Raw genomic sequence first — 26997 nt, forward strand, 5'->3', positions numbered from 1 at the left:
CGAAGGACGAGGCGTCTCCAGAGTGCACTGGATCCTCCTTCGAGATGCAGCCTTGCGGCTGCTCCTCAGGACGAGGGCAGAGGCTTGTTCAGACGTGGATGGCAGTCTCCGGCCTGATCCCGGGCCAGCATGACGGCGAGGTTCGTGTCAACGGCCAGTGGGTGCCGGACAGTCGGACCGGCTACCGGGTCGTAAGCCGCGCCAAGAGTTTCTTCCCTTATTCCGAGATTGGCCTGGGTAGTAACGCTCTACCCTCCATGTCTCTGCTTGCTCTCTGTCCAAAATACATATAAATATATCTTTATATGTAGGATTGAGTTGTTACCATGGCTGAGAGAGAAGCTCCATCGTTGGATTTGACGCTGGATGTCCTTAGGGCAGCCGCCGAGGAGACGCGCCTGCGGATCCTGGCTTTGCTGGCGGAGGGGGAGCTGTCGGTTTCCGACCTCACCGACATTCTCGGGCAGTCCCAGCCGCGAATTTCCCGTCATCTGAAGCTGCTGGTGGAGGCCGGTCTTGTGGAACGGCACCGGGAGGGGGCTTGGGCTTTCTTCCGGCTGACGGACCGGGGCACGGCCCTGAAGATCATCCGCCCGACCCTTGAGAGCCTTGACCGCTCCGACCCGCAATTGCTGGAGGATCGCACGCGCCTTGAGGCCGTGCGCGCGCAGCGCTCCCAGGCGGCTCAGGCCTATTTCTCCCGGCTCGCGCCGGAATGGGATCGCATACGTTCCCTTCACGCCCCTGAGGCGGTTGTTGAAGCTGCGGTGGTCGAGGCTCTGGGATCGAAGCCGATCCGCAATCTCGTCGATCTCGGCACCGGTACGGGCCGCATGCTCCAGCTCCTCGCGCCACGCGCGGACCGCACGGTCGGGCTCGATGCGAGCCACGCCATGCTCTCGGTCGCCCGCGCCAATCTCGAAAAGGCGGGCCTGCGCGGTATCGAGCTGCGCCAGGGCGACATCTACGCGCCGCCGTTCCCGCGCGACACCTTCGATCTCGTGATCATTCATCAGGTGCTGCACTACCTGGACGACCCGGCCCGCGCCATCCGCGAGGCCGCGCGTCTGGTCGCGCCCGGCGGGCGCATCCTCGTCGTCGACTTCGCGCCGCATAAGCTGGAGTTTCTCCGCGAAGGCCAGGCACATCGCCGCCTTGGTTTCGCGCCGCCGCAGGTGGCGGGCTGGCTCGACGAGGCCGGTCTCGATTGCACGCTGACCAAAGAAATCGCACCGCCCCGAAAGGGCGATGACCAACTCACCGTTTCCCTTTGGCTTGGACAGGACCGCCGCGTCATGACCGACTGGCCATTGGCCGAGCCCAACAAAGAGGTTGCCTGATGTCACCCCTGACCCTTCGTCCCAGCAGGCAAACCTCCTGTCCGATCAAGGTGTCCTTCGAGTTCTTTCCGCCGAAGACGCCTGAAATGGAGACGACGCTCTGGGCCTCCATCCAGCGCCTTGCGCCGCTCAACCCGCAATTCGTTTCCGTGACCTATGGCGCCGGCGGCTCCACACGCGAGCGCACGCACGCCACGGTCTCGCGCCTCGTGCAGGAAACGTCCCTCAAGCCAGCCGCGCACCTGACCTGCGTGGCGGCGACGAAGGATGAGGTGGACGATGTCATCCGCTCGTACTGGGACGCGGGCGTGCGCCATGTGGTTGCCTTGCGCGGCGATCCGGTGAGCGGCATCGGCACGGCCTATGAGGCGCATCCCGGCGGCTACCGGCAGACCTGCGATCTCGTGGCGGGCATCAAGGCCATCGGCGATTTCGAGGTGTCCGTTTCGGCCTATCCGGAAAAGCATCCGGAGGCTGCATCGCTTGAAGCCGATATCGATGTGCTGAAGGCCAAGGTCGATTGCGGCGCGGATCGCGCCATCACGCAGTTCTTCTTCGATAACGACCATTATTTCCGCTATCTCGACCGCGTGCGCGCCCGCGGCATCGATATTCCGATCGTTCCCGGCATCGTGCCGGTGCAGAATTTCAAGCAGACGGCGAACTTCGCGGCCAAGACCGGCGCGAGCGTTCCCGATTGGCTGGCGGCTCGGTTCGACGGGCTCGACCATGATGTGGAAACGCGCAAGCTCGTCGCCGCGGCGGTGGCCGCCGAGCAGGTGATCGACTTGGTCGATCGCGGCGTGAGCGAATTCCACTTCTACACCATGAACCGCGCCGATCTGGTTTATGCGATCTGTCACCTGCTTGGCTTGCGGGAGCAGACCGTGAAGGCGGCTGCCTGAATTTGATTGCTCGGCTCAGGCCGGGCATTTGCATGATTGCCGTGTGAAAAGACGCACGAATGGCCGAAGCGGATTCGGCTGAGTAAGAAGAGAACAGAACAATGACCGCGTTTACTCCCGCTCCCGCCAATGGCGCTGAGGTTCTGAAGGCGCTCCGTGAAGCAGCCTCCAAGCGCATTCTCGTGCTCGACGGCGCGATGGGAACGGAACTCCAGCGCTCGCGCTTCTCGGAAGAGGATTTTCGCGGCGATCGGTTCAAGAACTGGAGCCACGACGTCAAGGGCAACAACGATCTTCTCATCCTCACGCAGCCGGATGCCGTGCGCAACGTGCACCTCGATTACTTCCGCGCGGGCGCCGATATCGTCGAGACGAACACCTTCTCGGGCACTTCCATCGCCCAAGCCGATTACGGGATGGAAGAGCTCGTCTACGAACTCAACTTCCACGGTTCGCGCCTCGCCCGCGAGGCTGCGCTGATCGTGCAGAAGGAGGACGGCCGCCGCCGCTTCGTGGCTGGCGCGGTCGGTCCGACGAACCGTACTCTGTCCATCTCGCCGGATGTGAACAATCCGGGCTATCGCGCGGTGACCTTCGATCAGGTGCGCGAGTCTTACGCGGAGCAGGTGAGGGGCCTCATCGACGGCGGCGCGGAGATCATCCTCATCGAGACGATCTTCGACACGCTCAATGCCAAGGCCGCCATCGTCGCCACGCATCAGGTGTTTGAAGAGAAGGGCGTGAAGCTGCCCGTGATGATCTCGGGCACGATCACGGATCTGTCCGGCCGCACCCTCTCGGGCCAGACGCCCGCCGCCTTCTGGCATTCCATCCGCCATGCCGAGCCTTTCTCCATCGGCCTCAACTGCGCGCTCGGCGCGCGGGAGATGCGGGCGCATATCCAGGAGATCGGAAAGGTCGCGGATACCTTCGTCTGCGCCTATCCCAACGCAGGCCTGCCCAATGAATTCGGCCTCTATGACGAAAGCCCGGAAGCGACAGCGCGCATGCTCGCGGAGTTCGCGGATTCCGGCCTCGTGAACGTGGTCGGCGGCTGCTGCGGCACGACGCCTGCGCATATCCGCGCCATTGCGGAGGCCGTGGCCGGCAAGGCTCCGCGCCAGGTGCCGAAGATGGCTCCGCTTATGCGCCTCTCGGGCCTCGAGCCCTTCACGCTCACCTCAGACATTCCTTTCGTGAATGTGGGCGAGCGCACGAACGTCACCGGCTCCGCCAAGTTCCGCAAGCTCATCACCAATGGTGATTTCGCTGCCGCGCTCGATGTAGCGCGCGATCAGGTGGCGAACGGCGCTCAGATCATCGACGTCAACATGGACGAGGGTCTGCTCGATTCCGAGAAGGCCATGGTTGAGTTCCTCAACCTCGTGGCGGCGGAGCCCGACATCGCGCGCGTGCCTGTGATGGTGGATTCATCCAAGTTCCACGTCATCGAGGCGGGCCTCAAATGCATCCAGGGCAAGCCCATCGTGAACTCGATCTCCATGAAGGAGGGAGAGGAAGCCTTCATCGAGCAGGCGAAGATCTGTCGGTCCTATGGCGCTGCCGTTGTCGTCATGGCGTTCGACGAGACGGGGCAGGCCGATACGCAGGATCGCAAGGTCGAAATCTGCACCCGCGCTTACAAGATCCTGACCGAGAAGGTCGGCTTCCCGCCGGAAGACATCATCTTCGATCCGAACGTGTTCGCGGTGGCGACCGGTATCGAGGAGCACAACGGCTATGGCGTCGATTTCATAGAAGCCACGCGCATCATTCGCGAGACGCTGCCGCATGTCCATATCTCCGGCGGTGTGTCCAACCTCTCGTTCTCGTTCCGCGGCAACGAGCCGGTGCGCGAGGCCATGCATTCCGTGTTTCTCTTCCATGCCATCAAGGTCGGCATGGACATGGGCATCGTGAATGCGGGCCAGCTTGCGGTCTATGAACAGATCGATCCCGAATTGCGCGAATTGTGCGAGGACGTGGTGCTCAACCGCCGTCCAGATGCGACGGAGCGCCTGCTGGATGCCGCGCCGCGCTTCAAGGGCGATGGCGCCGGTGCGGTAAAGGCTGCCGATCTGGAATGGCGCTCCTGGCCGGTCGAGAAGCGTATCGAGCACGCGCTCGTCAATGGCATCACGGAATTCATCGAACAGGATACGGAAGAGGCGCGCCAGACCGCCGAGCGCCCGCTGCACGTGATCGAAGGGCCGCTCATGGCCGGCATGAACGTGGTCGGCGACCTCTTCGGCGCAGGCAAGATGTTCCTGCCGCAGGTGGTGAAATCCGCCCGCGTGATGAAGCAGGCCGTGGCCTATCTCATGCCTTTCATGGAGGAGGAGAAGAAGGCCTCCGGTATCGAGCAGCGTTCTGCCGCCGGAAAGGTGCTGATGGCGACGGTGAAGGGCGACGTGCACGACATCGGCAAGAATATCGTCGGCGTGGTCCTCGCCTGCAACAATTACGAGGTCATCGACCTCGGCGTCATGGTGTCGGCCCAGAAGATTCTGGATACGGCCCGCAAGGAGAATGTCGACGTGATCGGCCTCTCCGGCCTCATCACGCCGTCTCTTGACGAGATGGTGCATGTGGCCAGCGAAATGGAGCGCGAAGGCTTCGACATTCCGCTTCTCATCGGCGGCGCCACCACGAGCCGCGTGCACACGGCGGTGAAGATCCATCCGAACTACAACAAGGGCCAAGCCGTCTATGTGACGGATGCGAGCCGTGCGGTTGGCGTCGTGTCGTCGCTGCTCTCGCCCGATGCGCGCGACAACTATGTGGAAACGCTGCGCAGCGAGTACCGCAAGGTTGCCGACGCTCACGCGAGGTCCGAGGCCGACAAGCAGCGGCTGCCGATCGAGAAGGCCCGCGCCAATGCCATGAAGGTCGATTGGAGCGCCTATGACGCGCCCAGGCCCACCTTCACCGGCGCGCGTGTGTTCCGCAGCTACGACGTTGGCGAGCTCGTTCCCTATATCGATTGGACGCCCTTCTTCCAGACCTGGGAGCTGAAGGGCCGCTTCCCGGCGATCCTCGAGGATGAGAAGCAGGGCCCGGCGGCACGCCAGCTCTGGGAAGACGCTCAAGGAATGCTCAAGCAGCTGGTCGAGGAGCGCTGGTTCAATCCGAAGGCCGTGATCGGCTTCTGGCCTGCCAATGCCGTGGGCGACGACATTCGCCTTTACACGGGCGAGAGCCGCAGCGAGACGCTCGCGACCTTCCACGGCCTGCGCCAGCAGCTCTCGAAGCGCGACGGCAAGCCGAACATGTGCATCTCCGACTTCGTGGCTCCCGCCGATAGCGGCAGGCCCGATTGGATCGGTGCTTTTGTCGTCACTTCGGGCATCGAGGAAGTGCGCATCGCCGAAAAGTTCGAGCGCGCGAACGACGATTACCGTTCCATTCTCGTGAAGGCCCTGGCGGATCGTATCGCGGAGGCCTTCGCCGAGCGTATGCACGAGCGCGTGCGCAAGGAGTTCTGGGCCTACGCGCCGGACGAGAATCTCTCGGGCGAGGATCTCATCCGCGAGGAATATCGCGGCATCCGCCCGGCGCCCGGCTATCCGGCACAGCCCGACCATACGGAGAAGGCGACGCTCTTCAGCCTGCTCGAAGCCGAGCGCCGCATCGGCGTGACGCTGACGGAATCCTACGCCATGTGGCCAGGCTCTTCCGTGTCCGGTCTCTATCTCGCGCATCCTGAGGCGTATTACTTCGGCGTGGCGAAGGTGGAGCGCGATCAGGTGGAGGATTACGCCATGCGCAAGGGCATGAGCGTGCAGGAGGTCGAGCGCTGGCTCAGCCCGATCCTCAACTACGACCCGGCGAATTTCAGGGTGATGGCGGCGGAGTAGGGCTTATCAGGCCGTTGTCGAAGACGACGGCCGCTTCGCAATCAGATCGCGCAGGGTGGTGATGGTGGAGGCATCCGCCACGCCGTCCACGCGCTCGGGACGGAAGTGGCGCTGGAAAGCGGAGACGACCTTTTCCGTGTCCTCGTCGAACACGCCGTTGATCCTCAGGCCGTAACCATACATGACGAGCATGGCCTGCAGGGCCTCGATAGGCATGCCCTGGTCGCCGCGTGAGAAGAAGCGTCCGTCGCTCACGCTCGCGGGCGGCACCCAATGGCCGATGCCGGCCTCATGCAGCCGCTTCCATGGAAAGAGCTCGCCGGGATCGACCTTGCGTCCCGGCGCGACATCGGAGTGGCCGAGCACGCGGGTGGCGGGAATGCGCCAGCGGGTGACGATGTCTTTCGTGAGCGCGATCACGCTCTCGATCTGTGCATCGGGGTAGGGCGGCAGGCCGCCGGGATGACCGGGATTGGCGATCTCGATGCCGATGGAGCAGGAGTTGACGTCCGCCTCGCCATCCCAGCTCGAAACGCCCGCATGCCAGGCGCGCCGCGCTTCCGGCACCAGATGCAGCACGCGCCCGTCGCCGAACACGAAATAATGCGCCGAGACCTGCGAAACCGGATTGCACAGCCATTGCAGGGCTTCGCCCTCGTCCGGCATGCCCGTGTAATGCAGGATCACCATGGTCGGGCGTTGTCCGTCCTTTCTCTCCCCGTGGTTGGGCGAAGGAAACACCTTCGTGGCAACAGGGCTCTCGGTGGAAAGGGACACGCTCATCTCCTCACGTGAGGTTCCGCTCGGCGGCAATGCGCTCCCAGGCGGCATTGATGATCGCCAGCCGTTCGGTTGCGATCTTCACGGCTTCCGGCGGCAGGCCGCGGGCGATCTCCCGGTCGGGATGGTTCTCAGCGACCATCTTGCGATAGTGCCGTTTCAGCTCGTCATCGCTCATGGACCGCTCGGCCTTGAGGATGAGGTACGGATCGTCCGCCTGCCTCACATGGCGCGCCGCGATCCGCTCGAACTCGCTTTCCGAGACGCCGAAGATCGTGGCCACGCTCCTGAGATAATCGTACTCGGCCTCATGCACGGCCTCGTCGGCCTTGGCGATGTGGAACAGGCCGTCGAGCACGTCCTCCAAGAGGGCGGGCTCTTCCTTGAATTCATCTCCGATCTGGCGGGCATAGGCCTCGAAGCCGTCGGAGGTCTGCATGGCGAGCTCGAACAGGCGCTGCACGCGCGGATGCTCGCTCTCCGGAACTTCCACGATCTGCTCGAAGGCCTTCACCTCCACATCCACCACCACGCCGTCGGCCTTCGCCATCTTGGCGGCGAGGGCGACGAGCCCCATGGTGAACAGCACATCGCGCGGCGGCTTCCCAAAAGGCGCGCCCTCGCGGTCAATGAGCACGTGCCCGGCCACGCCGCCCAGGAGAGCGCCGATCGGCCCCCCGAGCGCCAGACCGATGCCGGCACCGCTCAACTTACCCCAAATCGACTGAATCATGCTGCGCTAGTGGTCGCTCAAGTTCAGGCAAAAGAAAAGGGGCCGGAATGATACCGGCCCCTGAATTCGTCTTTGGGATCGTCTTAGCGGCAGTAGATGTTGCCGTACATGTCCTGATAGGTGCCGTAGGGGCAGGCAGGGCCACGCGGCGTCGTTGCTGCGCCGACGACAGCACCACCGGCAGCACCGATGGCTGCACCGGCGAGGGCGCCGCCTGCACGGCCCGTGGCAGCGCCACCGATAGCAGCGCCAGCAAGACCGCCGATCGCGGCACCGCCAACTGCACGCTCACCAGGAGTGTTGCATGCTGCCATCGAGAGGGTGAGAGCACCTGCGGCAAGCGCGGTAATGATCTTCTTCATGGAGGCTTCCCTGTATCTAGCGGGCTGTAGGCTGGCCCAGCCCATCCTTAGCTTGACCTTACGCTGACGCCAACTCCTGACGGGGGGAAGAAGTTCCTTGGTCCTCAATGAGCTGTAGAAAAATTTTTTGTTAAGTTGTGAAGGCTATTCCCTGTCTTGCTGTGCCTAAGTTTCACGAAGAATCACTGTCTAGCTTGAGCATTGCTCGACCATAGTTTCGACTTGCTAAGTCACAACTTTGCCTTATTTGGTCCTCACCCACCGTCGACCCGCGGCCTATGCCATCTGGAGTTTCAATATGACTTGGCAGTATTCCTCGAGGATCTTGGCGGTCGCGATTCTCGGCGCGCTTGCTCTTTCCCTTTCGTCAAAAGTGCATGCCGGCAACATCATTCCTCCCGATGAAGCCGAAGCGCTGGTGCGGGCCCAGATCGAGGAAACAAAGGCTGCCGCTGCTGCTCTTAAGGAAGAAGAGGAAGCCATTCTGGCTGAAGAAGCCGCTGAGGCCGCCAAAGCTGCCAAGACTTCCAAGAAGAAGACCAAGGAATCCGCTGAGGCCAAAACTGCGCCTGTCGCTGTGAAGCCGAAATCTGAGGCATCCGTGGCTGCAGCCCAGGACGCAGCGGATGAGAGGGCCGCGGAGAAAACCGCCTCGCTCTCGGTTGAGCTGCCCGTGCGCTCCCGCTCGGAGCGGGCCGACGCCGTCAAGGGCAGCGCTCTCAGGCCTCTGATCGCCCGCTATGCTTCCGAGAACGATCTGCCCTACGAACTGGCCGATGCCGTCGTCCGTATCGAGAGCCGCTACAATCCCGGCGCCCGCAACGGTCCCAATATCGGCCTGACGCAGATCAACTACCGCACGGCCCAGTCGCTCGGTTACAAAGGCGATGTGGCTGGCCTGATGGATGCGGAGACCAATCTGCGCTACGGCCTGAAATATCTTTCTCAGGCCTACAAGCTCGCTGGTGGCGATACCTGCGGCACGATCCTGCGCTATCAGTTCGGGCATCGCACGACCACCATGACGGGCGCTTCGCGGGCTTATTGCGCAAGAGTGAAGGTCATTACGGCTGCTGCCGAGTGACCTTCCTGCGAAATTAGCGCCGGACCGCATCGCCTTCAGCCTTGACGCAGGCCCGTCTTTCGCACCACATCCCAACCGTCAGCTGGCCGGGCGGCCGCTTCGAGTTCGCTCGGGGAGGAAAGTCCGGGCTCCATGGAAGCAAGGTGCCGGATAACGTCCGGCGGGGGCGACCCTAGGGATAGTGCCACAGAAAGCAGACCGCCTCGCAAGGATCTTCGGATTCCCGAGGTAAGGGTGAAAGGGTGCGGTAAGAGCGCACCGCGGACGCAGCAATGCGGACGGCACGGTAAACCCCACCAGGAGCAAAACCGAATAGGGACGACAGGCGTTCGCGCCAGGCCCGCTTCCAGGCTGGTCGTCCGGGTTGGTTGCTTGAGGCGGTCAGCAATGATCGTCCCAGAGGAATGGCCGCCACGTTCAAGGGTTAGACCTTGGGCCATACAGAACCCGGCTTACAGGCCGGCTGACCCCTTCTTTTCCACAGGCCGAAAACTGCGACAAAGCGGAGCAAAGCGTTGCCCTGCTTACGATTCATTAACCACAAATGCGTCTCATGGGGAATGCAGGCTGCAAGGCTTGCCCTCCAACCCCGTTCCGTTGACGCCCATATTATCCCATGTTATCCCAAATCATCCCGTCGACGGTGCCTTCCGAAGGGGACGCTAAGCGCATCAAAAGCGCCGGCATCTTGCTTCGGGCAGTAGCGTTCTTGCCGACAACGGGTGGCAAGCCTTCAGGGCTTGTCGGGGGGCTGACAATCGGGAGCTTGCGAGCTGCGGCCAATGAACCGCTTCGTGTCCAATTTCACCAACAAGTTGGATTCGAAGGGTCGCGTCTCGATCCCCGCATCCTTCCGGGCCGTGCTGGCCAGGGACGGGTTCGAGGGTCTCTACGTTCATCCCGCGCTCGATGCGCAGGCCTTGGACGCAGGTGGCAACACGCTCCTGAACGAGATCGATGCGTTCTTGTCGACGCTGTCGCCCTATTCGGACGAACGGGATCAGCTGTCGACCGCGTTGTTCGGGACCAGCGAAATTCTGAAAGTCGATCCGGAGGGGCGTGTCATCCTGACGGACTCAGTAAAAGTACATGCCGGGATTGGCGATACGGTGACGTTCGTCGGACTCGGTCACAAGTTCCAGATTTGGGAGCCGGGACGTTTCCGTGCGCACTTGGAGGAGGCGCGCACGAAGGTCAGAGACCTGAAGAAAGCGCTTGGAAACCGGATTGTGGAGCCACGTATGGCGCAGAACACCTCACCAGGAGTGCGGGAGCAATGATGGGACGCGGCGACGGCCCAGGAGCCGGAGCCGCTGGCGGACCGACCCGTCACGTTCCCGTGCTCCTGGCAGAGGTGTGCGATGCGCTCGATGTGAAGCGCGGAGGCCTTTACATCGATGGCACATTCGGCGCGGGCGGATATACGCGCGCCGTCCTCGATGCTCACCCCCAGAACAAGGTGATTGCCATCGACCGCGACCCCGATGCGATTGCGGGCGGTGCATCGATGACTGCGAAATTCAAGAAGCGCCTGATGCTCGTTCCGGGGCGCTTCGGCGATCTGGATGTGATTGCTCGCGAGCAGGGCTTCGAGAGCGTCGATGGCGTCGTGCTCGACATCGGCGTTTCGTCCATGCAGCTCGATCAGGCCGAACGCGGCTTCTCGTTCCGCAACGACGGCCCGCTCGACATGCGCATGGAGCAGGACGGCCCCAGTGCGGCCGACCTCATCAACGAATCTTCCGAGGCCGAGCTCGCGGACATCTTCTATCATTACGGCGAGGAGCGCCGCGCCCGCGCGGTTGCGCGCGCCGTCATCGAAGCGCGCCGTCGGGAGCCGTTTCAAACGACGCGCCAGCTTGCCGATCTCGTCGCCTCCCTGATCCGTCAGGAGCCTGGCGGCATTCATCCGGCAACGCGCGTGTTCCAAGGCTTGCGCATCGCGGTCAACGATGAGCTGGGCGAGCTGGTGCGCGCGCTGCATGCGGCCGAGCGCATTCTGAAGCCCGGCGGGCGTCTCGTGGTCGTGACGTTCCATTCCCTCGAAGACCGCATCGTGAAGCAGTTCTTCGCGGCCCGCACGGGACGCACGCCGAGCGGCTCGCGTCACATGCCGACGCTGGCGGCCCCGGAGCCGACATTCGACGCGGTGACGAGAGGGCCTGTCGGTCCGAGCGAGCAGGAAATGGCGCGCAACCCGCGCGCACGTTCGGCGAAACTGCGCGCCGGAGCGCGCACGGGCGAGCCTCCGCAGGAGCCGCTCAGCGCCATCACCATGTTGGCCGAGTTGCCGCAGACAGCGGAGAAAAGGGGAGGGCGGCGATGACGAAGCTGCTCCACATCGTTGCGATCTCCGCTCTCATTTCATCGGCGGGCTATGCCTATTCGGTCAAGTACGACACGCTCTATTATTCGGAACAGGTGGCGAAGCTGAAATCGAAGACGCAGCGCGAGCGCGAGGCCATCGCCGTGCTTCAGGCGGAATGGCAGTATCTCGATCGCCCCGACCGCTTGCAGGCTGCCGCCGATCAGCATCTGGATTTGCAGGCTCTCAAGATCCAGCAGCTGGCGCGTCTGTCCGATCTGCCGAACCGCCCCGACCGCGGAGACGAGATCGGCCTCAAGCTCCAGGCGCTCGGCCTGTTCGAGCCGACGGCGACACCGAAAGACAAGAGCAACGAAGCCCGTACCCCATCGACACAAACTCCGAGACGGTAAATCCTGTGTTGCATGCGCCTCAACCCGAACTGAAGGCCAAGAGCCAACCGCCCAAGAGAGGCGTGCTCTCCCATGCGCGCGAGCTGTTCCGGTTGCGCTTGGACAAGAGCACCTCCCGCGTGGGGCTGGCCGCCATCTGCTTCATCGGCCTCTTCGGCGTCATCGGCGGCCGTCTGGTGCAGCTTGCGGTGACGAGCGAGACAACGAGCGAAGTGCGCCGCGCGGCTTCCTCGGAAATTTCCGCGGCGCGTCCCGATATCATAGACCGCAACGGCGAGATCCTCGCGACCGACGTGAAGATGGTGTCCGTCTTCGCGGAGCCGCGCAACATCATCGACAAGGACGAGGCGGTGGAGCTGCTCACCGCCGTCCTGCCGGATCTCGACGCCACGGATCTGCGTAACAAGCTCGGCACCAAGAAGGGGTTCGTCTGGGTCAAGCGCGAGATCACGCCGCGCCAGCAGGCCGAGGTGCACCGCCTCGGCATTCCGGGCGTCGGCTTCCTGCCCGAGAACAAGCGCGTCTATCCCAATGCCGAGGCCGCCGCGCACGTGCTGGGCTTCGCCAACGTGGACAATGTGGGCATCGCCGGCATCGAGAAGTACATCGACAGCATGGGGCTGCAGGATCTCAACGGCGCGGGCTTCAACATCTCCGCCGCCGACCTGAAGCCGATTCAGCTCTCTCTCGATCTGCGCGTGCAGCACGCCCTGCGCGACGAGCTTGCGAAGGGTATGGCGAAGTTCAAGGCCAAGGCAACCGCTGGCGCCATCCTCGATGTGAACACGGGCGAGATCATCGCTCTCGTGTCGCTGCCGGATTTCGATCCCAACAACCCGGTCGATGCGCTCGAAAAGGACCGGATCAACCGGATCAATGTCGGCGTGTTCGAGATGGGCTCGACCTTCAAGGCGCTGACGGTCGCGATGGCTCTGGACTCGGGCAAGTACAACATCAACTCGACCTTCGATGCGCGCTCCGGCCTGCGCTACGGGCGCTTCACCATCGGCGACTATCATCCGACGCGGCGCATTCTCACCACGCCGGAAGTGTTCGTGCATTCCTCCAACATCGGAACCGCGCGCATGGCGCTGGGCATCGGCGTCGAGGGCCACAAGGCTTTCCTGCGCAAGCTGGGTCAGCTGACGCGTCTTGAGACGGAGCTGCCTGAAAGCGCCTTGCCGATCATCCCGCCGCGCTGGGGCGAGCTCAACACCATGACCATCGCCTTCGGTCACGGCCTTGCCGTCGCGCCGCTTCAGGCACTCCAGGCGGTCGGAGCGCTGGTCAATGGCGGCATGCTGATCACTCCCACGTTCCTGAAGCGTGATGAGGCCGAGGCGCGCAAGCATGCCTTGCAGGTGCTCAAGCCCGAGACGAGCGAAGCCATGCGCTACGTGATGCGCCTCAATGCTTCGGCTCCGGAAGGTTCGGCGAGCTCTGCTGCCATCGCGGGCTTCTTCGTCGGTGGCAAGACCGGCACAGCGGAGAAGGTCATCAACGGCCGCTACGCCAAGAACAAGAACTTCACCACGTTCACGGCCGTCGTTCCCGCCGATAAGCCGAAATACGTGTTCCTGACCATCATGGACGAGCCGCAGGCGGTCGAGGGCACCTATGGGTTCTCGACGGCAGGCTGGAACGCCGGACCGGTGACGGGCAACGTGATCGAACGCGTCGCGCCGCTCCTTGGCATTCCACCCCGCTTCGAACCGCCGGCGCAGCCCTTCCCACTCATGTCACGCCTCAATGCATGGGGCAGCAACAGATGACGAAAACAATTCGATTGAATGATCTGCTTCCGGAGGCCGATGGCCTGCCGGAAGCATCTTTGTCCGTAACCGGCATTGCCGCAGACAGCCGGAAGGTCGTGCAGGGCAGCGCATTCTTCGCCGTGCCTGGCACGAAGGTGGACGGCATGAGCTTCGTGCCGCAGGCCGTTGCATCCGGCGCAGTCGCGATTGTCGGCGAAGCGGAGCGTCCTGCCGACCTGTCCGCCAACGTGGCTTACGTGCGCGTGAGCGATGTGCGGAAGGCTCTTTCCCAGGCCGCCTCGCGCTTTTATCCGCGGCAGCCTGAAAAGGTGGTTGCCGTCACCGGCACCAGCGGCAAGAGTTCGGTTGCCGATTTCACCCGTCAGCTTTTCGCGGCTCTCGGCTACAAATCCGCAAGCCTCGGCACGCTCGGCGTGATCACGTCGGATGGTGCGGCCTACGGCTCCCTGACGACGCCCGATCCGATTTCTCTGCATCAGACGCTCGACAAGCTCGCGGGAGACGGCGTCACGCGGCTTGCCATGGAGGCCTCCTCCCACGGCATCGATCAGCGGCGCCTCGATGGCGTTCGCCTGAGCGCTGCTGGCTTCACCAATCTCGGCCGCGATCACCTCGACTACCACAACACGACGGAAGCCTATGCGGCGGCGAAGATGCGCCTGTTCGATACGCTTGTGCCGTCCGACGCGCCGGCCATCATCAACGCCGATGGGCCTTATGCGGACGTGTTCCAGCACGGCGTGCGCAACCGCGGCCTGACGATGCACACGACGGGAAGCAGCGGCGAGACGCTGCATCTCATCGAGGCTCGTCCGGAAGGCTTCAAGCAGGCCTTGACCATCGAGGCGTTCGGCAAGCGGTTCGACACGACCCTGCCGCTTCTCGGCGCGTTCCAAGTGGAGAACGCGCTCGTCGCCGCTGGTCTCGTGCTCGCCGTGGAAGGCGAAGGCAGGGCCGCCGAGGTGTTCGAAGGTTTCAAGACGCTCAAGGGCGTGTCCGGCCGCCTCGAGCAGGTGGGCGAGGTCGACGGCGCCATCTGCATCGTCGATTACGCGCATAAGCCCGATGCGCTGGCTCACGTGCTGGATGCGCTGCGTCCCTTCACCAAGGGCCGTCTCGTCTGCATCCTCGGCTGCGGCGGAGATCGCGACAAGGGCAAGCGCCCGCTCATGGGACGCATCGCCAACGACAATGCGGATATTGTCATCGTCACTGACGATAATCCTCGCTCGGAAGATCCGGCTGCGATCCGCGCGGAGGTGCTCAAGGGCGCTCCCCGCGCCCGCGAGATCGGCGATCGCGCGCTTGCCATCCGCACCGCCGTGAAGGAACTCCAGAAGGGCGATATCTTGGTCGTGGCAGGCAAAGGTCATGAAACGGGCCAAATCATCGGTGACCGAACCCTGCCGTTCTCGGACCACGATGAGGTCCGGGCGGCCATTGCGGAGAGGCAGGGATGAATTCGCCCCTATGGACTTTGGATGAGATCGTAGCTGCGACCGGCGCGCGCGTCGGCAGCGGCTTCGCGCAGGCGACCGGTGCCTCCATCGACACGCGCACGCTCGAGCCCGGCGATCTCTACTTCGCCATCAAGGGCGACGTGCATGACGGCCACGACTTCGTTCCCACCGCCCTGGAGAAGGGCGCAGCGGGCGCGGTGGTCTCGGAGGAAAAGGCTCCTGCCTTCGCGTCCGATAGGCTCATCGTCGTGCCCGACGTGCTCGAGGCCATGCGCCAGTTGGGCGTTGCCGCGCGCAAACGCACGGATGCGAGGATCGTCGCGATCACCGGCTCCGTCGGCAAGACGGGAACGAAAGAAGCCATGCGCCTCGCGCTCTCGCGCCAGGGCGCAACCCATGCGTCGGTGGCTTCCTACAACAACCACTGGGGCGTTCCGCTCACGCTCTCCCGCATGCCGCGAGAGACAGAGTTCGGCGTGTTCGAGATCGGCATGAACCATGCCCATGAAATCCTGCCGCTCACCGCGATGGTGCGCCCGCATGTGGCGGTGATCACCACCATCGAGCCGGTTCATATCGAGTTCTTCCCGTCTCTCTGGGGCATCGCCGATGCGAAAGGCGAGATCTTTTCCGGACTCGAGCCCGGCGGGACGGCGGTGATCAATCGCGACAGCCCTTACTTCGAGCGCATGAAAGCTCACGCGCTCGCCTCCGCTGCGGGCCGTATCATCTCCTTCGGCGAGCACGCGGATGCTGACATCCGCGCCGAGCGGATCATCGTGAAGCCCGATCAATCCATCGTCGAGGCGCGCGTCTTCGGGGAGCTCATCACCTACAGGATCGGCACGGCAGGGCGGCACATTGCGCTCAATTCCTTGAGCGTGCTTGCAGCCTGCCATGCCCTCGGGGCGGATCTTGCGCTGATGGCGCTCACCTTCGCCGATCTGAAGCCCCCCGTTGGCCGCGGCGAGCGGACGATGCTTTCCGTCGGCGATGACGAAGCGCTTCTCATCGACGAGAGCTACAACGCGAACCCCGCCTCGATGCGTGCGGCGCTCGCCAATCTTGGATCGGTGGAACTGAATCGGCAGGCTCGGCGTATTGCCGTGCTGGGCGACATGAAGGAACTGGGCGAAAAGGGTCCGGTCCTCCATGAGGAACTTATTGAGGCAATCGAGGCCAACAAGATCGATCTCGTCTTCGCTGCCGGTCCCCTGATGCAGAGCCTGGTGGGCCGTCTGCCGAAGGCGAAGGTGGTGCTTCATGCTCAAACCTCCGCAGAGCTGGTCGATGCGGTCTGCGCCGCGATCCGGCCCGGCGATGCCGTGATGGTCAAGGGCTCGCTCAGCATGAAAATGGCTTTGATTGTCAAAGCCCTGAAAGAACGTTACGGCGCGAGCCAAGCGGCACACGCGCTCAAAGGATAAGAGTACCATGTTAACCTGGTTGGCTGAGCTCAGCCCCTACTTCAGCCCACTCAACATCTTCCGCTACATCACGTTCCGCACCGGGGGCGCGACGGCCACCGCCATGCTCTTCGTGTTCCTCTTCGGGCCGGCAATCATCTCGATGCTGCGCCTGAAGCAGGGCAAGGGGCAGCCGATCCGCGAGGACGGGCCGCAATCGCATCTGCTGACCAAGCGCGGCACGCCGACCATGGGCGGCCTCATGATCATGGCGGGCGTGCTGGTGTCGACGTTGCTCTGGGCCAATCTCGCGAACGAGTATGTCTGGATCGTGCTCTTCGTCACCGTGGGCTTCGGCGCCATCGGGTTCTACGACGATTATCTGAAAGTCACGAAGCAATCGCACAAGGGCTTCTCGGGCAAGTCGCGCCTTGCCATCGAAGCAACCATCGCAGCCGTGGCCTGCATCGCGATCTCCTACGTGGAAGCGCCCGGCCTTGCGAACAAGCTGGCGCTGCCCTTCTCCAAAGACCTGATCTTCAACCTCGGCTGGTTCTACATCATCTTCGCGGGCTTCGTGATCGTGGGCGCGGGCAATGCGGTGAACATCACGGACGGTCTCGATGGCCTCGCCATCGTGCCGGTGATGATCGCGGCCGGCACCTTCGGCTTCATCGCCTATCTCGCCGGTAACGCGGTGTTCTCCAATTACCTGCAGATCCATTTCGTGCCCGGCACCGGCGAACTCGCCGTCATCTGCGGCGCGCTGATCGGCGCGGGCATCGGCTTTCTCTGGTTCAACGCGCCGCCGGCTCAGATCTTCATGGGCGATACGGGCTCGCTGGCTCTCGGCGGCCTTCTCGGCACCATTGCTGTGGCCACAAAACACGAGATCGTTCTGGCCATCGTCGGCGGTCTGTTCGTGCTGGAGATCATGTCCGTGATCATCCAGGTCGCCTCGTTCAAGCTCACCGGCAAGCGCGTGTTCAAGATGGCGCCGATCCACCACCATTTCGAGCAGCTCGGCTGGACCGAGCCGCAGGTGGTGATCCGCTTCTGGATCATCGCCGTCGTGCTCGCCCTCGTCGGCCTCTCGACCCTCAAGCTGCGGTAACAACGGATGACGCCCGTCACGACCTTCTCCGGCAAAACGGTTGCTCTCTTCGGCCTTGGCGGATCGGGGCTCGTGACGGCGCTCGCCCTGAAAGAGGGCGGGGCGCATGTCATCGCGTGTGACGACAATCCCGCGAAGATGACGGAAGCTGAAGCCAAGGGCATCGAGACCGGCGATCTGCGCAGCCTCGACTGGTCGAAGGTTTCGGCGCTCGTCCTCTCTCCCGGCGTGCCGCTCACCCATCCCGAACCGCATTGGTCGGCGAAGCTCGCGAAAGAGGCGGGCGTCGAGATCATCGGCGATATCGAGCTTTTCTGCCGCGAGCGGGCAAAGATCGCGCCGAACGCGCCCTTCGTTGCCATCACCGGCACCAACGGCAAGTCCACCACGACGGCCCTCATCGCGCATATCCTGCGCGAGGCGGGCCGTGACGTGCAGATGGGCGGCAATATCGGCACGGCGATCCTCTCGCTCGAGCCGCCTGCCGACAACCGTATTCACGTGATCGAGTGTTCGTCGTTCCAGATCGATCTCGCGCCGTCGCTTGCGCCGACCATCGGCGTTCACCTCAACCTGTCGCCCGATCATATCGACCGTCACGGGACGATGGAGAACTATGCCGCGATCAAGGAGCGGTTGGTGGCGAAGGCCGATCTCGCCGTCATCGGTGTTGATGATCCGGTGAGCCGGATGATTGCGGATGCCTGTGAGGTCCGGGGCGTGAATGTCGCCCGTGTTTCCGTTGAGCCTGTCGCTCCGAAAGGCGTCTATGCAGACGGGGAAGCCTTGATGGGCGTGACCGAGGCCGGTGCTGCGCCTGTCGCCAATCTGTCGGGCATCGGCTCGCTGCGCGGCGCCCACAACGCGCAGAACGCTGCCGCTGCTATTGCCATCGCGCTGGCCCTGAACGTTTCTCCTGAAAAGATCCGATCCGGCCTTTCCACCTTCCCCGGTCTGCCGCACCGCATGGAAGAGGTTGGGACCATCGGCTCCGCGCTCTTCATCAACGATTCCAAAGCCACCAACGCCGACTCCACCGAGAAGGCGCTCAAGTCCTTCAACGAAATTCTCTGGATTCTCGGCGGCAAGGCGAAGGAAGGCGGCATCGAGCCGCTGCGCGAATATTTCCCGAAGATCCGCAAGGCCTACCTGATCGGCGCGGCTGCGGACGATTTTGCCAAGACGCTCGGCAACGACGTGCCTTTTGTTCTCTCAGGAACGCTCGACAAGGCCGTCGAGCAAGCAGCGGCCGATGCGGCGGCGATGAACGGCCCGTCGGTCGTTCTGCTGTCGCCCGCCTGCGCGTCCTACGATCAATTTTCGAATTACGAAGTGCGCGGAAATCATTTCCGCGATCTGGTCCGGGCATTGCCGGGCCTCGAAGCCAAGGGGGCATGAGCCATGGTGTCGCGCGCGGAACGCTCGGCTTTCAGCGATTGGTGGTGGACCGTCGACCGGCTGCTGCTGGCGGCGCTTGCAATCCTCATGCTGGCAGGCCTCGTCTTTCTCATGGCGGGCGGCCCGCCCGTCGCGGAGCGCCTGGGGCTTTCGACCTTTCATTTCGTGAACCGTCAGGTGCTGTTCCTCGTTCCGGCATTGCTCATCATGCTGCCGGTGTCGTTCCTGTCGCTTCGCCACATCCGGCGTCTGGCCCTGCTGGTCTATATCGGCGGCATGGCGCTCATCATGCTGGCCTTCCAGTTCGGGCCCGAGATCAAGGGCGCGCATCGCTGGATCGTTATCGGACCGCTCGGCATTCAGCCATCCGAGTTCGTCAAACCCGCTTTCGTGATCCTTGCAGCGTGGGCCTTCTCGGAAGGTGCCCGGCGCAAGGACATGCCGGGCGCATTGCTCGCGTTGATGCTTTTGCCCGCGACGATCATTCCGCTCATCCTTCAGCCCGATTTTGGCCAGACCATGCTCGTCACCATCGTGTGGTGCGGCCTCTTCTTCGTCGCGGGCCTGCACTGGTTCTGGGTGATGGGCCTCGGCGGCGCGGGCCTTGTCGGCATCGTCGCGGCTTATGAGTTCCTGCCGCACGTGCGCGCCCGTTTCGAGCGTTTTCTCGACAAGGATTCCGGCGATACCTTCCAGGTCGATACGGCCATGGAATCCTTCTCGCGCGGCGGCTGGCTCGGACGCGGTCCCGGCGAGGGCACCGTGAAGCGCATCCTCCCCGACGCACATACGGACTTCATTTTCGCCGTGACGGCTGAAGAGTTCGGCATCGTCGTATGCCTTGCCCTGCTCATGCTCTTCGCGTTCATCGTTCTGCGCGGCCTTATGCTCGCCAAGCGCAACGAGGACACGTTCTGCCGTCTCGCCGCAACGGGCCTCATCCTCATGTTCGGCCTGCAGGCCTGCATCAACATGATGGTGAACGTGCATCTCATGCCTGCCAAGGGCATGACGCTGCCATTCATCTCCTATGGCGGTTCCTCGCTTCTGTCGCTGGCGCTCGGCATGGGCTTCCTCATCGCGCTCACCCGCCGTCGCCCGCGCTCCGAGACGATGGAGAACTTCAGTCAGGATTGGCCGCGCTGATGACGAAGCCCCTCGTTCTTCTCACCGCCGGCGGCACCGGCGGTCATCTCTTTCCGGCCGAAGCCCTCGCCAACGTGCTCAAAAGCTCCGGCTGCCGCGTGGTGCTCGCCACCGACAAGCGGGCCAATGCCTATGCAGGCTCGTTCCCGGCGGACGAGATCGTCGAAATTCCGTCCGCAACTCCCTCCGGCCGCTCGATCCCGAAAATGGCGAAGGCCGCGCTACTGCTCGCGCAAGGCACGCTGAAAGCCGCAGGCGTCGTTCGCAAGCTGAAGCCCGATGTCGTGGTCGGCTTCGGAGGCTACCCGACCGTGCCGCCGGTCATCGCCGCATCGCTCCTGAAAGTGCCGACGGTCATCCACGAGGCGAACGGCGTGATGGGCCGCGCGAACAGGCTGCTCGCACGCCGCGCCTCGGTGATCGCGACGGGTTTTGCCAACATCAAAGGCGTTCCGGCAGGAGTGCCGGGGCAGGTCGTGCAGACCGGAAATCCGATCCGTCCGGCGGTGCTGGAGGCGGCGAAGCAAGCCTATGCTCCCCTCGACCCGAACGGAAAGATGCGCCTTCTCGTCGTCGGCGGCAGCCAGGGCGCGCGGGTGATGAGCGATGTGGTGCCGCCCGCCATCGAGCTTCTGCCGCAGGATTTGCGCGCTCGCCTTTCCATCACCCAGCAGGCGAGGGGAGAGGATCTGGAGCGGGTCCGCGATCACTACCAGCGCCTTGGTGTGGAATTCGAGGCCGAGCCGTTCTTCAAGGATCTGCCGAAGCGTCTGGGCGAGGCCCATCTCGTCATCTCCCGCTCCGGCGCATCGACGATGGCGGAGCTCTCGGCGATCGGGCGTCCTTCGATCCTCGTGCCCCTGCCGGGATCGCTCGATCAGGATCAAGCCGCCAACGCCAAAACCCTTGGAGACCTTGGCGCTGCCATCGTTTGCCCACAAACGGAATTCACCCCTGAGCGTCTGACGAGCGAGATTCGCAGCTGTTTTCAACAGCCTGACCGCTTGACCAAAGCCGCTGCCGCTGCACATAGCGCCAGCATTACGGATGCGGCCGAGCGTCTGGCTCGGGCCGTCCTCGACCTGATACAATCTAACAAGAACGGAATGTCTTCATGAAACTGCCGCCGAAGCTAGGTCCCATTCATTTCATCGGTATCGGCGGCATTGGCATGTCTGGCATCGCCGAGGTCATGCACAATCTGGGCTACACGGTTCAGGGCTCGGACGCCGCCGACAATTACAATGTGAAGCGCCTTGAAGAGAAGGGCATCAAGACCTTCATCGGCCACAAGGCCGAGAACGTGGAGAATGCCGAGATCGTCGTGGTGTCCACCGCGATCAAGCGCGACAACCCGGAGCTGATCGTGGCGCGCGAGAAGCGCCTGCCGGTGGTGCGCCGCGCCGAGATGCTCGCCGAGCTCATGCGCTTCAAGTCCTGCGTCGCCGTTGCAGGCACGCACGGCAAGACCACGACGACCTCGCTCGTCGCGACGCTGCTCGATGCAGGTGGCCTCGATCCGACAGTCATCAACGGCGGCATCATCAATGCCTACGGCACCAACGCCCGCATGGGCGACGGCCAGTGGATGGTGGTGGAGGCGGACGAATCCGACGGCACCTTCCTGAAGCTCCCTGCCGACGTCGCTATCGTCACCAATATCGACGCCGAGCATCTCGATCACTTCGGCACGTTCGACGCGATCAAGGACGCCTTCCATTCCTTCATCAACTCGATCCCGTTCTACGGCTTCGCGGTGATGTGCATCGACCATCCGACAGTGCAGGATCTCGTGGGCCGCATCGAGGATCGCCGCATCATCACCTACGGCGAGAACCCGCAGGCCGACGTGCGCATCATGGATGTGGATCCGCGCGGCGGGCAGACCAAGTTCCGCGTGATGATCCGCGACCGCCGTCCCGGCTTCCGCCTCGAGCTCGAAGACCTCGTGCTGCCCATGCCCGGCGCGCACAACGCGCTCAATGCCACGGCAGCAATTGCCGTTGCGCATGAGCTCGGTGTCTCTCCCGATGCGATCCGCAAGGCGCTTGCAGGCTTCGGCGGCGTGAAGCGCCGCTTCACCCGCACCGGCGAGTGGAACGGCGTCACCGTGTTCGACGATTACGGCCACCATCCCATCGAGATCGCCGCTGTGCTCAAGGCCGCGCGCGCTTCGACGGAAGGCCAGGTCATCGCCGTCGTGCAGCCGCACCGCTATTCGCGCCTCAACTCGCTCTTCGATCAGTTCTGCACTTGCTTCAACGATGCGGATGCCGTCATCGTCGCGCCGGTTTACGCCGCGGGCGAGCAGCCGATACCGGGTGCCGATCGCGATGGTCTCGTGTCTGGTCTCAAGGCGCGCGGCCACCGCAACGTGATGGCGCTCGAAAAGTCGGAAGATCTCGCCGGTCTCATCAAGGGAGTGGCGAAGCCGGGCGATTACGTGATCTGCCTCGGTGCAGGCAACATCACGCAATGGGCCTATGCGCTTCCGGGCGAGCTCGAGGCGCTGGGCGAGAAGGCGGCTTGATGTTTTGTGAATCAGCCCAAGGTTTCCTCGACCTGAGAGGGTGGCGGATAACGAATGTGGCGCGATTTTCCCTCCCCCTTGTGGGGAGGGTCGGGGTGTCGGCGATAGCCCATGAAGGTTGGGTGCTCACACCCCCACCTCCAACTCCTCCCCACAAGGGGGAGGAGGGCTCTGCGGCGTTTCCCGAACCACTCTCTCACAACGAGAGCTGCGGAGTGCTGCATGTTTCCTGATCTTGTTCCTGACCTGAAGGCCGCGATGCCGGAACTGCGCGGCAAGCTGGAGGCGAATGCGCCGACGGCGCCTTTGTCGTGGTTCCGCACGGGCGGTCCGGCGCAGGTGCTGTTCACGCCTGCCGATTCAGACGATCTCGCGTATTTCCTGCAGCGTCTCGACCGCAATGCGCCTGTGCTCGTTGTGGGCCTCGGCTCCAACCTGCTCATCCGCGACGGAGGATGGGAGGGCGTGATCATCCGGCTTGGAAAAGGCTTTGCCGACGTGTCGATCGAGCCGGGCCTGCGCGTTCGCGCAGGCGCAGGCGCTCCCGACGTGAAGGTGGCGCGCGCGGCGGCTGAGGCGGGCATCGCGGGCCTCTCTTTCCTGCGCGGCATTCCCGGCGCCATCGGCGGCGCGCTTCGCATGAATGGCGGCGCCTATGGCGGCGAGACGAAGGATGTCCTCGTCGAGGCCAAGGGCGTCACCCGCACCGGCGAATTCGTGTCCTTCACCAATGCGCAGATGGGCTTCACCTATCGCCATTCGAGCGTTCCTGACGACGTGATCTTCACCGAGGCGCTGTTCGAGGGGCGTCCCGGCAATCCGGAAGAAATCCTTGCCGAGATGAATGCGATCACCGAGGCGCGCTCGTCCACCCAGCCGGTCAACACCCGCACGGGCGGTTCCACCTTCAAGAACCCGCCCGGCAGGAAAGCCTGGGAGCTGGTCGACGCCGCAGGATGCCGCGGGCTTCGCATCGGGGATGCGCAGGTCTCCGAGATGCACTGCAACTTCCTGATCAACCATGGCTCGGCTTCCGCCGCCGATATCGAGAACCTCGGCGAGGAAGTGCGCCGCCGGGTCCGCGAGATATCGGGCGTGGAGCTCGAATGGGAGATCAAGCGCGTCGGCCTTAACCGGGCATAACCCGAATCACTTTGTTAACGCCGGCCTGCTTGACTGGTCGGGCTGCAGTTCAAGGAGCATGTCATGGCCAAGCACGTTGCCGTTCTCTATGGCGGCTGGTCCGCGGAGCGCGAGGTGAGTCTGGCCACGGGCCGGGCTTGCTGCAAGGCTCTGGAAGAGCAGGGCTACAAGGTCACCCCCATCGACGTCCAGCCAGACATTGCCACCGTCCTGCAGGCGACCTCTCCGGACGTGGTCTTCAATGCCCTCCATGGCCGCGTCGGCGAGGACGGCACGATCCAGGGGCTCCTGGAGGTGTTGAGAATTCCCTACACCCATTCCGGTGTTCTCGCCTCGGCCCTCGCCATGCAGAAGGACAAGGCCAAGGTCATCATGGCGGCGGCAGGCGTCCCGGTGCCCAAGGGTATGGTCGTTAACAGATTGGAAGCGGCCAAAAGCCACGTGCTTCCGGCTCCCTATGTGATCAAACCGGTGAGCGAGGGCTCGTCCGTGGGGGTCATCATCGTCCGTGAGGACCGCTCCCATCCGCCTCAGGAGCTGATGCGGGAAGACTGGGCCTTCGGCGAGCAAGTCCTTGTGGAATCATATGTTGCGGGCCGTGAGCTGACCTGCGCGGTCATGGGCGACAAGGCGCTGGGGGTCATCGACATCCGCCCGGCGACCGGGGTCTTCTACGATTATGACGCAAAGTATGTGAAGGGCGGGTCCATTCACGTCCTGCCGGCAGAAATTAAACCGAATATTTACCAAAAGGTCCAAGAGTTGGCGTTAACGGCGCATCAAGCGCTCGGCTGCAGGGGAATCAGCCGCGCCGACTTACGGTACGACGACACACCCGGTGGAACCGGGGAACTCGTGGTCCTGGAGGTCAACACGCAACCCGGCATGACCGAGACGAGCTTGGTGCCAGAACTGGCAGCCCACGCGGGCTTTACGTTTGGCGAGCTTGTACAATGGATGGTGGAGGACGCTACCTGCAATCGATGACAGCCTACCCGGCTGGCGTTGTTGCTGCGCGCGCTGCCTCCTACAGGCAGCCCCCCCGAATCAAAAAGTTTTTCGGCTCCTCGCGGAGCGTCCGGCGTCGTTCCGCCGGCGTTCCGATCGAGAAGCGCTTGCCCCGTTTTCTGGGCACCTGGCTCACCCTGGGCTTCTATACGGGCGTCGTGACGCTCGGCCTCTGGCAGGGCGGCCATCTCGACACCTTCATCCGCGAGAACGGCCAGCCGCATCACGCCCTGGCCCGCGCGCTCGGGCTCGGGCTCGAGAGCATCACGATCTCTGGCATCGCTCAGATGCGCGAGAGCGAGGTTCTGGCCGCGGGCGGACTCAACGCCAAGCAGTCGCTGGTTTTCCTCGACGTGAACGAGCTGCGCGAGCGCCTTGAGCGCGTTCCGATGATCGAGAGCGCCACCGTGCGCAAGCTCTATCCGAACGAGCTCGTGATCACGCTCACCGAGCGCGAGCCCTATGCGCTCTGGCAGAACAACGGCGAGCTGTTCATCATCGCCGCCGACGGCACCGTCATCGACCTGATGCAGGACGAGCGCTTCGTCGATCTGCCCTTCGTCGTGGGCGAGAACGCCAATGCTCGCAGCAAGGAATATTTCGCGCTTCTCGAAGCAGCCGGCCCGTTGAAAAGCCGCATCCGCGCCGGAACCCTCGTGGCCGGCCGCCGCTGGACGCTGAAGATGGACAACGGCATGGACGTGCGCCTGCCGGAGAAGGGCGCAGCCGATGCGCTGGCCCGCCTCGTGAAGCTCGAGAACGAACAGAAGATCTTGGAAAAGGATGTGCTCGCGATCGATCTGCGCATTGCCGATCGCGTCGTGGTGCGTCTCTCCGAAGAGGCGGCTCTGGCCCGCGCCGAGTCCCTCAAGAAGAAACCAATGCGCGGCAAGGGGGTCGATACATGAGTCTCTCCGGTCATGGGCTAACGCCGCGTCTCAAGCCTTTATCCGCGCGCAAGAGCGCCATCCTCTCGGTCCTCGACATCGGAACGAGCAAGGTGGTCTGCGTCGTGGCGGAGCTGAAGCCTGCCGACGAGGTCGAGTCCCTGCGCAGCCGCACTCATGTGGCGCGCATCCTCGGCATCGGCCATCAGCGCTCCGCAGGCTTGAAGGGCGGCGTCGTTGTCGATCTGGAAGCGGCAGAAACATGCATTCGTCAGGCCGTTCACGCGGCCGAGCGGATGGCGAAGGTCGAGATCCAGTCGGTGATCGTCAATCTCACCGGCGGCCGTCTCGCCTCCGAGCATTTCGAAGCGCATGTTCCGGTGCGCGGCGCCGTCAACGATGGTGACGTTCACCGGGTTCTCGACGCGGCGTCCTCATACGATCTGCGGCGGGGCAGGGCGGTACTGCACGCGCTGCCGACGGGCTTCTCGCTCGATCAGCAGAACCACATCGTCGATCCCGCCGGCATGATCGGCGAGCAGCTCGGTGTGGACCTTCACGTGGTCACCACGGAATCCGCGGCTGCGCGCAACCTCATGCTCGCGGTCGAGCGCTGCCACCTCGGAGTCGAGGCGGTGATCGCGTCTCCTTACGCAGCGGGCCTGTCGGCTCTTGTCGACGACGAAGCCGACATGGGCTGCGCCGTCGTCGACATGGGCGCGGGCACCACGAGCGTGGGCATCTTCTCCAACGGGCATCTCGTGCACACGGATGCCATCGCCGTCGGCGGTCATCACGTGACCATGGACATCGCGCGCGGTCTCACCACCCGCGTCTCCGCCGCCGAGCGGCTCAAGACCCTCTACGGTTCCGCCATCACATCGAGCGCGGACGACCGGGACATGATCGCGGTGCCGCAGGTCGATGAAGACGAACGTGACGTTCCGAACCATCTTCCGAAATCGCACCTCGTTCGCATCATCAAGCCGCGGGTCGAGGAAATTCTCGAACTCGTGCGTGACCGCCTGAAAAGCGCGGGCTTTGCAGCCCAGGCCGGACGGCGCGTCGTGCTGACGGGCGGCGCAAGCCAGCTCGTCGGGCTGCCGGAAACGGCACGCCGCATTCTGCAGGGCCAGGTTCGTGTCGGGCGTCCGCTCGGCATCAAGGGTCTGCCGGAGGCGGCGAAGGGCCCCGCTTTTTCGGCGGTGGTCGGCCTCCTGGTTTACCCCCAGGTGGCGCATATCGAGTATTTCGAGCCGCGCTCGAGCGGCTTGTTTCAGAGTACGGGAACCGACGGCTACTTCTCGCGGGTGGGCCGGTGGATTCGCGATAGTTTTTAAATGCGTAACGC

22 protein-coding genes and 1 other RNA gene are annotated in these 26997 nt (G+C 63.5%); 20 read left to right on the forward strand and 3 right to left on the reverse strand.

Annotation, left to right across the window (positions count from 1 at the left end):
- Positions 1 to 326 precede the first annotated feature (326 nt).
- The 3 genes from BLP10_RS09725 (at position 327) to metH (ending at position 6102) form a co-directional block, all read left to right on the forward strand.
- Positions 327 to 1340, forward strand: coding sequence for an ArsR/SmtB family transcription factor (locus BLP10_RS09725; protein ID WP_091133808.1), 1014 nt, complete (start codon positions 327 to 329; stop codon positions 1338 to 1340).
- Positions 1340 to 2245, forward strand: coding sequence for a methylenetetrahydrofolate reductase [NAD(P)H] (metF, locus tag BLP10_RS09730; RefSeq protein WP_091133810.1), 906 nt, complete (start codon positions 1340 to 1342; stop codon positions 2243 to 2245). The genes BLP10_RS09725 and metF overlap by 1 nt, the downstream gene beginning before the upstream one ends.
- Before the next feature lie 101 nt (positions 2246 to 2346).
- Positions 2347 to 6102, forward strand: coding sequence for a methionine synthase (metH, locus tag BLP10_RS09735; protein ID WP_091133812.1), 3756 nt, complete (start codon positions 2347 to 2349; stop codon positions 6100 to 6102).
- A 6-nt stretch (positions 6103 to 6108) separates the two neighbouring features.
- Here the strand turns inward: metH and BLP10_RS09740 are convergent, their stop codons facing one another.
- From BLP10_RS09740 to BLP10_RS09750, 3 genes are all read right to left on the reverse strand, one after another.
- Positions 6109 to 6879 carry an N-acetylmuramoyl-L-alanine amidase gene (locus tag BLP10_RS09740; RefSeq protein WP_091134293.1) on the reverse strand — a complete coding sequence of 257 codons (771 nt, stop codon included), beginning with the start codon at positions 6877 to 6879 and terminating at the stop codon, positions 6109 to 6111.
- Between the two features lie 10 nt (positions 6880 to 6889).
- On the reverse strand, positions 6890 to 7615 hold the full coding sequence (locus BLP10_RS09745) for a TerB family tellurite resistance protein (protein ID WP_091133815.1): 726 nt from the start codon (positions 7613 to 7615) through the stop codon (positions 6890 to 6892).
- An 83-nt stretch (positions 7616 to 7698) separates the two neighbouring features.
- Positions 7699 to 7977 (reverse strand): glycine zipper domain-containing protein, encoded by a 279-nt coding sequence (locus tag BLP10_RS09750; RefSeq protein WP_091133817.1) that lies wholly within the window; start codon positions 7975 to 7977, stop codon positions 7699 to 7701.
- 298 nt (positions 7978 to 8275) lie between these two features.
- Between BLP10_RS09750 and BLP10_RS09755 the strand changes: the two genes are divergently transcribed.
- The 17 genes from BLP10_RS09755 to ftsA all read left to right on the forward strand — a co-directional run bounded on the left by BLP10_RS09755 (position 8276) and on the right by ftsA (position 26986).
- Positions 8276 to 9061 carry a lytic transglycosylase domain-containing protein gene (locus BLP10_RS09755; RefSeq protein WP_139165460.1) on the forward strand — a complete coding sequence of 262 codons (786 nt, stop codon included), beginning with the start codon at positions 8276 to 8278 and terminating at the stop codon, positions 9059 to 9061.
- A gap of 78 nt (positions 9062 to 9139) precedes the next feature.
- Positions 9140 to 9532, forward strand: an RNA gene (gene rnpB, locus BLP10_RS09760) — RNase P RNA component class A.
- Between the two features lie 311 nt (positions 9533 to 9843).
- Positions 9844 to 10341 (forward strand): division/cell wall cluster transcriptional repressor MraZ, encoded by a 498-nt coding sequence (gene mraZ, locus BLP10_RS09765; RefSeq protein ID WP_091133821.1) that lies wholly within the window; start codon positions 9844 to 9846, stop codon positions 10339 to 10341.
- Entirely contained in the window at positions 10338 to 11387 is a 1050-nt protein-coding gene (rsmH, locus tag BLP10_RS09770; protein ID WP_091133823.1) for a 16S rRNA (cytosine(1402)-N(4))-methyltransferase RsmH, read from the forward strand. Before mraZ ends, rsmH begins: the two co-directional genes overlap by 4 nt.
- A complete protein-coding gene (gene ftsL, locus BLP10_RS09775; RefSeq protein WP_091133824.1) occupies positions 11384 to 11779 on the forward strand; it encodes a cell division protein FtsL in 396 nt (131 codons plus the stop codon). The genes rsmH and ftsL overlap by 4 nt, the downstream gene beginning before the upstream one ends.
- A 62-nt stretch (positions 11780 to 11841) precedes the next feature.
- Complete coding sequence (locus BLP10_RS09780; protein ID WP_244510469.1) at positions 11842 to 13551, forward strand: peptidoglycan D,D-transpeptidase FtsI family protein; 1710 nt, start codon at positions 11842 to 11844, stop codon at positions 13549 to 13551.
- Positions 13548 to 15014 carry a UDP-N-acetylmuramoyl-L-alanyl-D-glutamate--2,6-diaminopimelate ligase gene (locus BLP10_RS09785; RefSeq protein ID WP_091133826.1) on the forward strand — a complete coding sequence of 489 codons (1467 nt, stop codon included), beginning with the start codon at positions 13548 to 13550 and terminating at the stop codon, positions 15012 to 15014. The genes BLP10_RS09780 and BLP10_RS09785 overlap by 4 nt, the downstream gene beginning before the upstream one ends.
- On the forward strand, positions 15011 to 16441 hold the full coding sequence (locus tag BLP10_RS09790; RefSeq protein ID WP_091133828.1) for a UDP-N-acetylmuramoylalanyl-D-glutamyl-2,6-diaminopimelate--D-alanyl-D-alanine ligase: 1431 nt from the start codon (positions 15011 to 15013) through the stop codon (positions 16439 to 16441). The genes BLP10_RS09785 and BLP10_RS09790 overlap by 4 nt, the downstream gene beginning before the upstream one ends.
- Positions 16442 to 16448: 7 nt before the next feature.
- Entirely contained in the window at positions 16449 to 17534 is a 1086-nt protein-coding gene (gene mraY, locus BLP10_RS09795; RefSeq protein ID WP_091133830.1) for a phospho-N-acetylmuramoyl-pentapeptide-transferase, read from the forward strand.
- A 6-nt stretch (positions 17535 to 17540) separates the two neighbouring features.
- Entirely contained in the window at positions 17541 to 18932 is a 1392-nt protein-coding gene (murD, locus tag BLP10_RS09800; protein WP_091133832.1) for a UDP-N-acetylmuramoyl-L-alanine--D-glutamate ligase, read from the forward strand.
- Positions 18933 to 18935: 3 nt separating this feature from the next.
- Positions 18936 to 20078 (forward strand): FtsW/RodA/SpoVE family cell cycle protein, encoded by a 1143-nt coding sequence (locus tag BLP10_RS09805; protein WP_091133835.1) that lies wholly within the window; start codon positions 18936 to 18938, stop codon positions 20076 to 20078.
- On the forward strand, positions 20078 to 21196 hold the full coding sequence (gene murG, locus BLP10_RS09810) for an undecaprenyldiphospho-muramoylpentapeptide beta-N-acetylglucosaminyltransferase (RefSeq protein ID WP_091134297.1): 1119 nt from the start codon (positions 20078 to 20080) through the stop codon (positions 21194 to 21196). The genes BLP10_RS09805 and murG overlap by 1 nt, the downstream gene beginning before the upstream one ends.
- On the forward strand, positions 21193 to 22608 hold the full coding sequence (murC, locus tag BLP10_RS09815) for a UDP-N-acetylmuramate--L-alanine ligase (RefSeq protein ID WP_091133836.1): 1416 nt from the start codon (positions 21193 to 21195) through the stop codon (positions 22606 to 22608). The genes murG and murC overlap by 4 nt, the downstream gene beginning before the upstream one ends.
- Before the next feature lie 222 nt (positions 22609 to 22830).
- Positions 22831 to 23751, forward strand: a complete 921-nt coding sequence (gene murB, locus BLP10_RS09820) for a UDP-N-acetylmuramate dehydrogenase (protein WP_091133838.1) — start codon at positions 22831 to 22833, stop codon at positions 23749 to 23751.
- A gap of 63 nt (positions 23752 to 23814) precedes the next feature.
- Positions 23815 to 24738 carry a D-alanine--D-alanine ligase gene (locus tag BLP10_RS09825; protein WP_091133840.1) on the forward strand — a complete coding sequence of 308 codons (924 nt, stop codon included), beginning with the start codon at positions 23815 to 23817 and terminating at the stop codon, positions 24736 to 24738.
- Positions 24705 to 25667 (forward strand): cell division protein FtsQ/DivIB, encoded by a 963-nt coding sequence (locus BLP10_RS09830; RefSeq protein ID WP_091133842.1) that lies wholly within the window; start codon positions 24705 to 24707, stop codon positions 25665 to 25667. Before BLP10_RS09825 ends, BLP10_RS09830 begins: the two co-directional genes overlap by 34 nt.
- The gene (gene ftsA, locus BLP10_RS09835) at positions 25664 to 26986 is read left to right on the forward strand and encodes a cell division protein FtsA (protein ID WP_091133844.1); all 1323 of its coding nucleotides are present in this window, start codon (positions 25664 to 25666) and stop codon (positions 26984 to 26986) included. The genes BLP10_RS09830 and ftsA overlap by 4 nt, the downstream gene beginning before the upstream one ends.
- The last annotated feature ends 11 nt before the right edge of the window (positions 26987 to 26997 follow it).

Source organism: Microvirga guangxiensis, assembly GCF_900102135.1.
In the GTDB taxonomy this organism is placed as follows: Bacteria; Pseudomonadota; Alphaproteobacteria; order Rhizobiales; family Beijerinckiaceae; genus Microvirga; species Microvirga guangxiensis.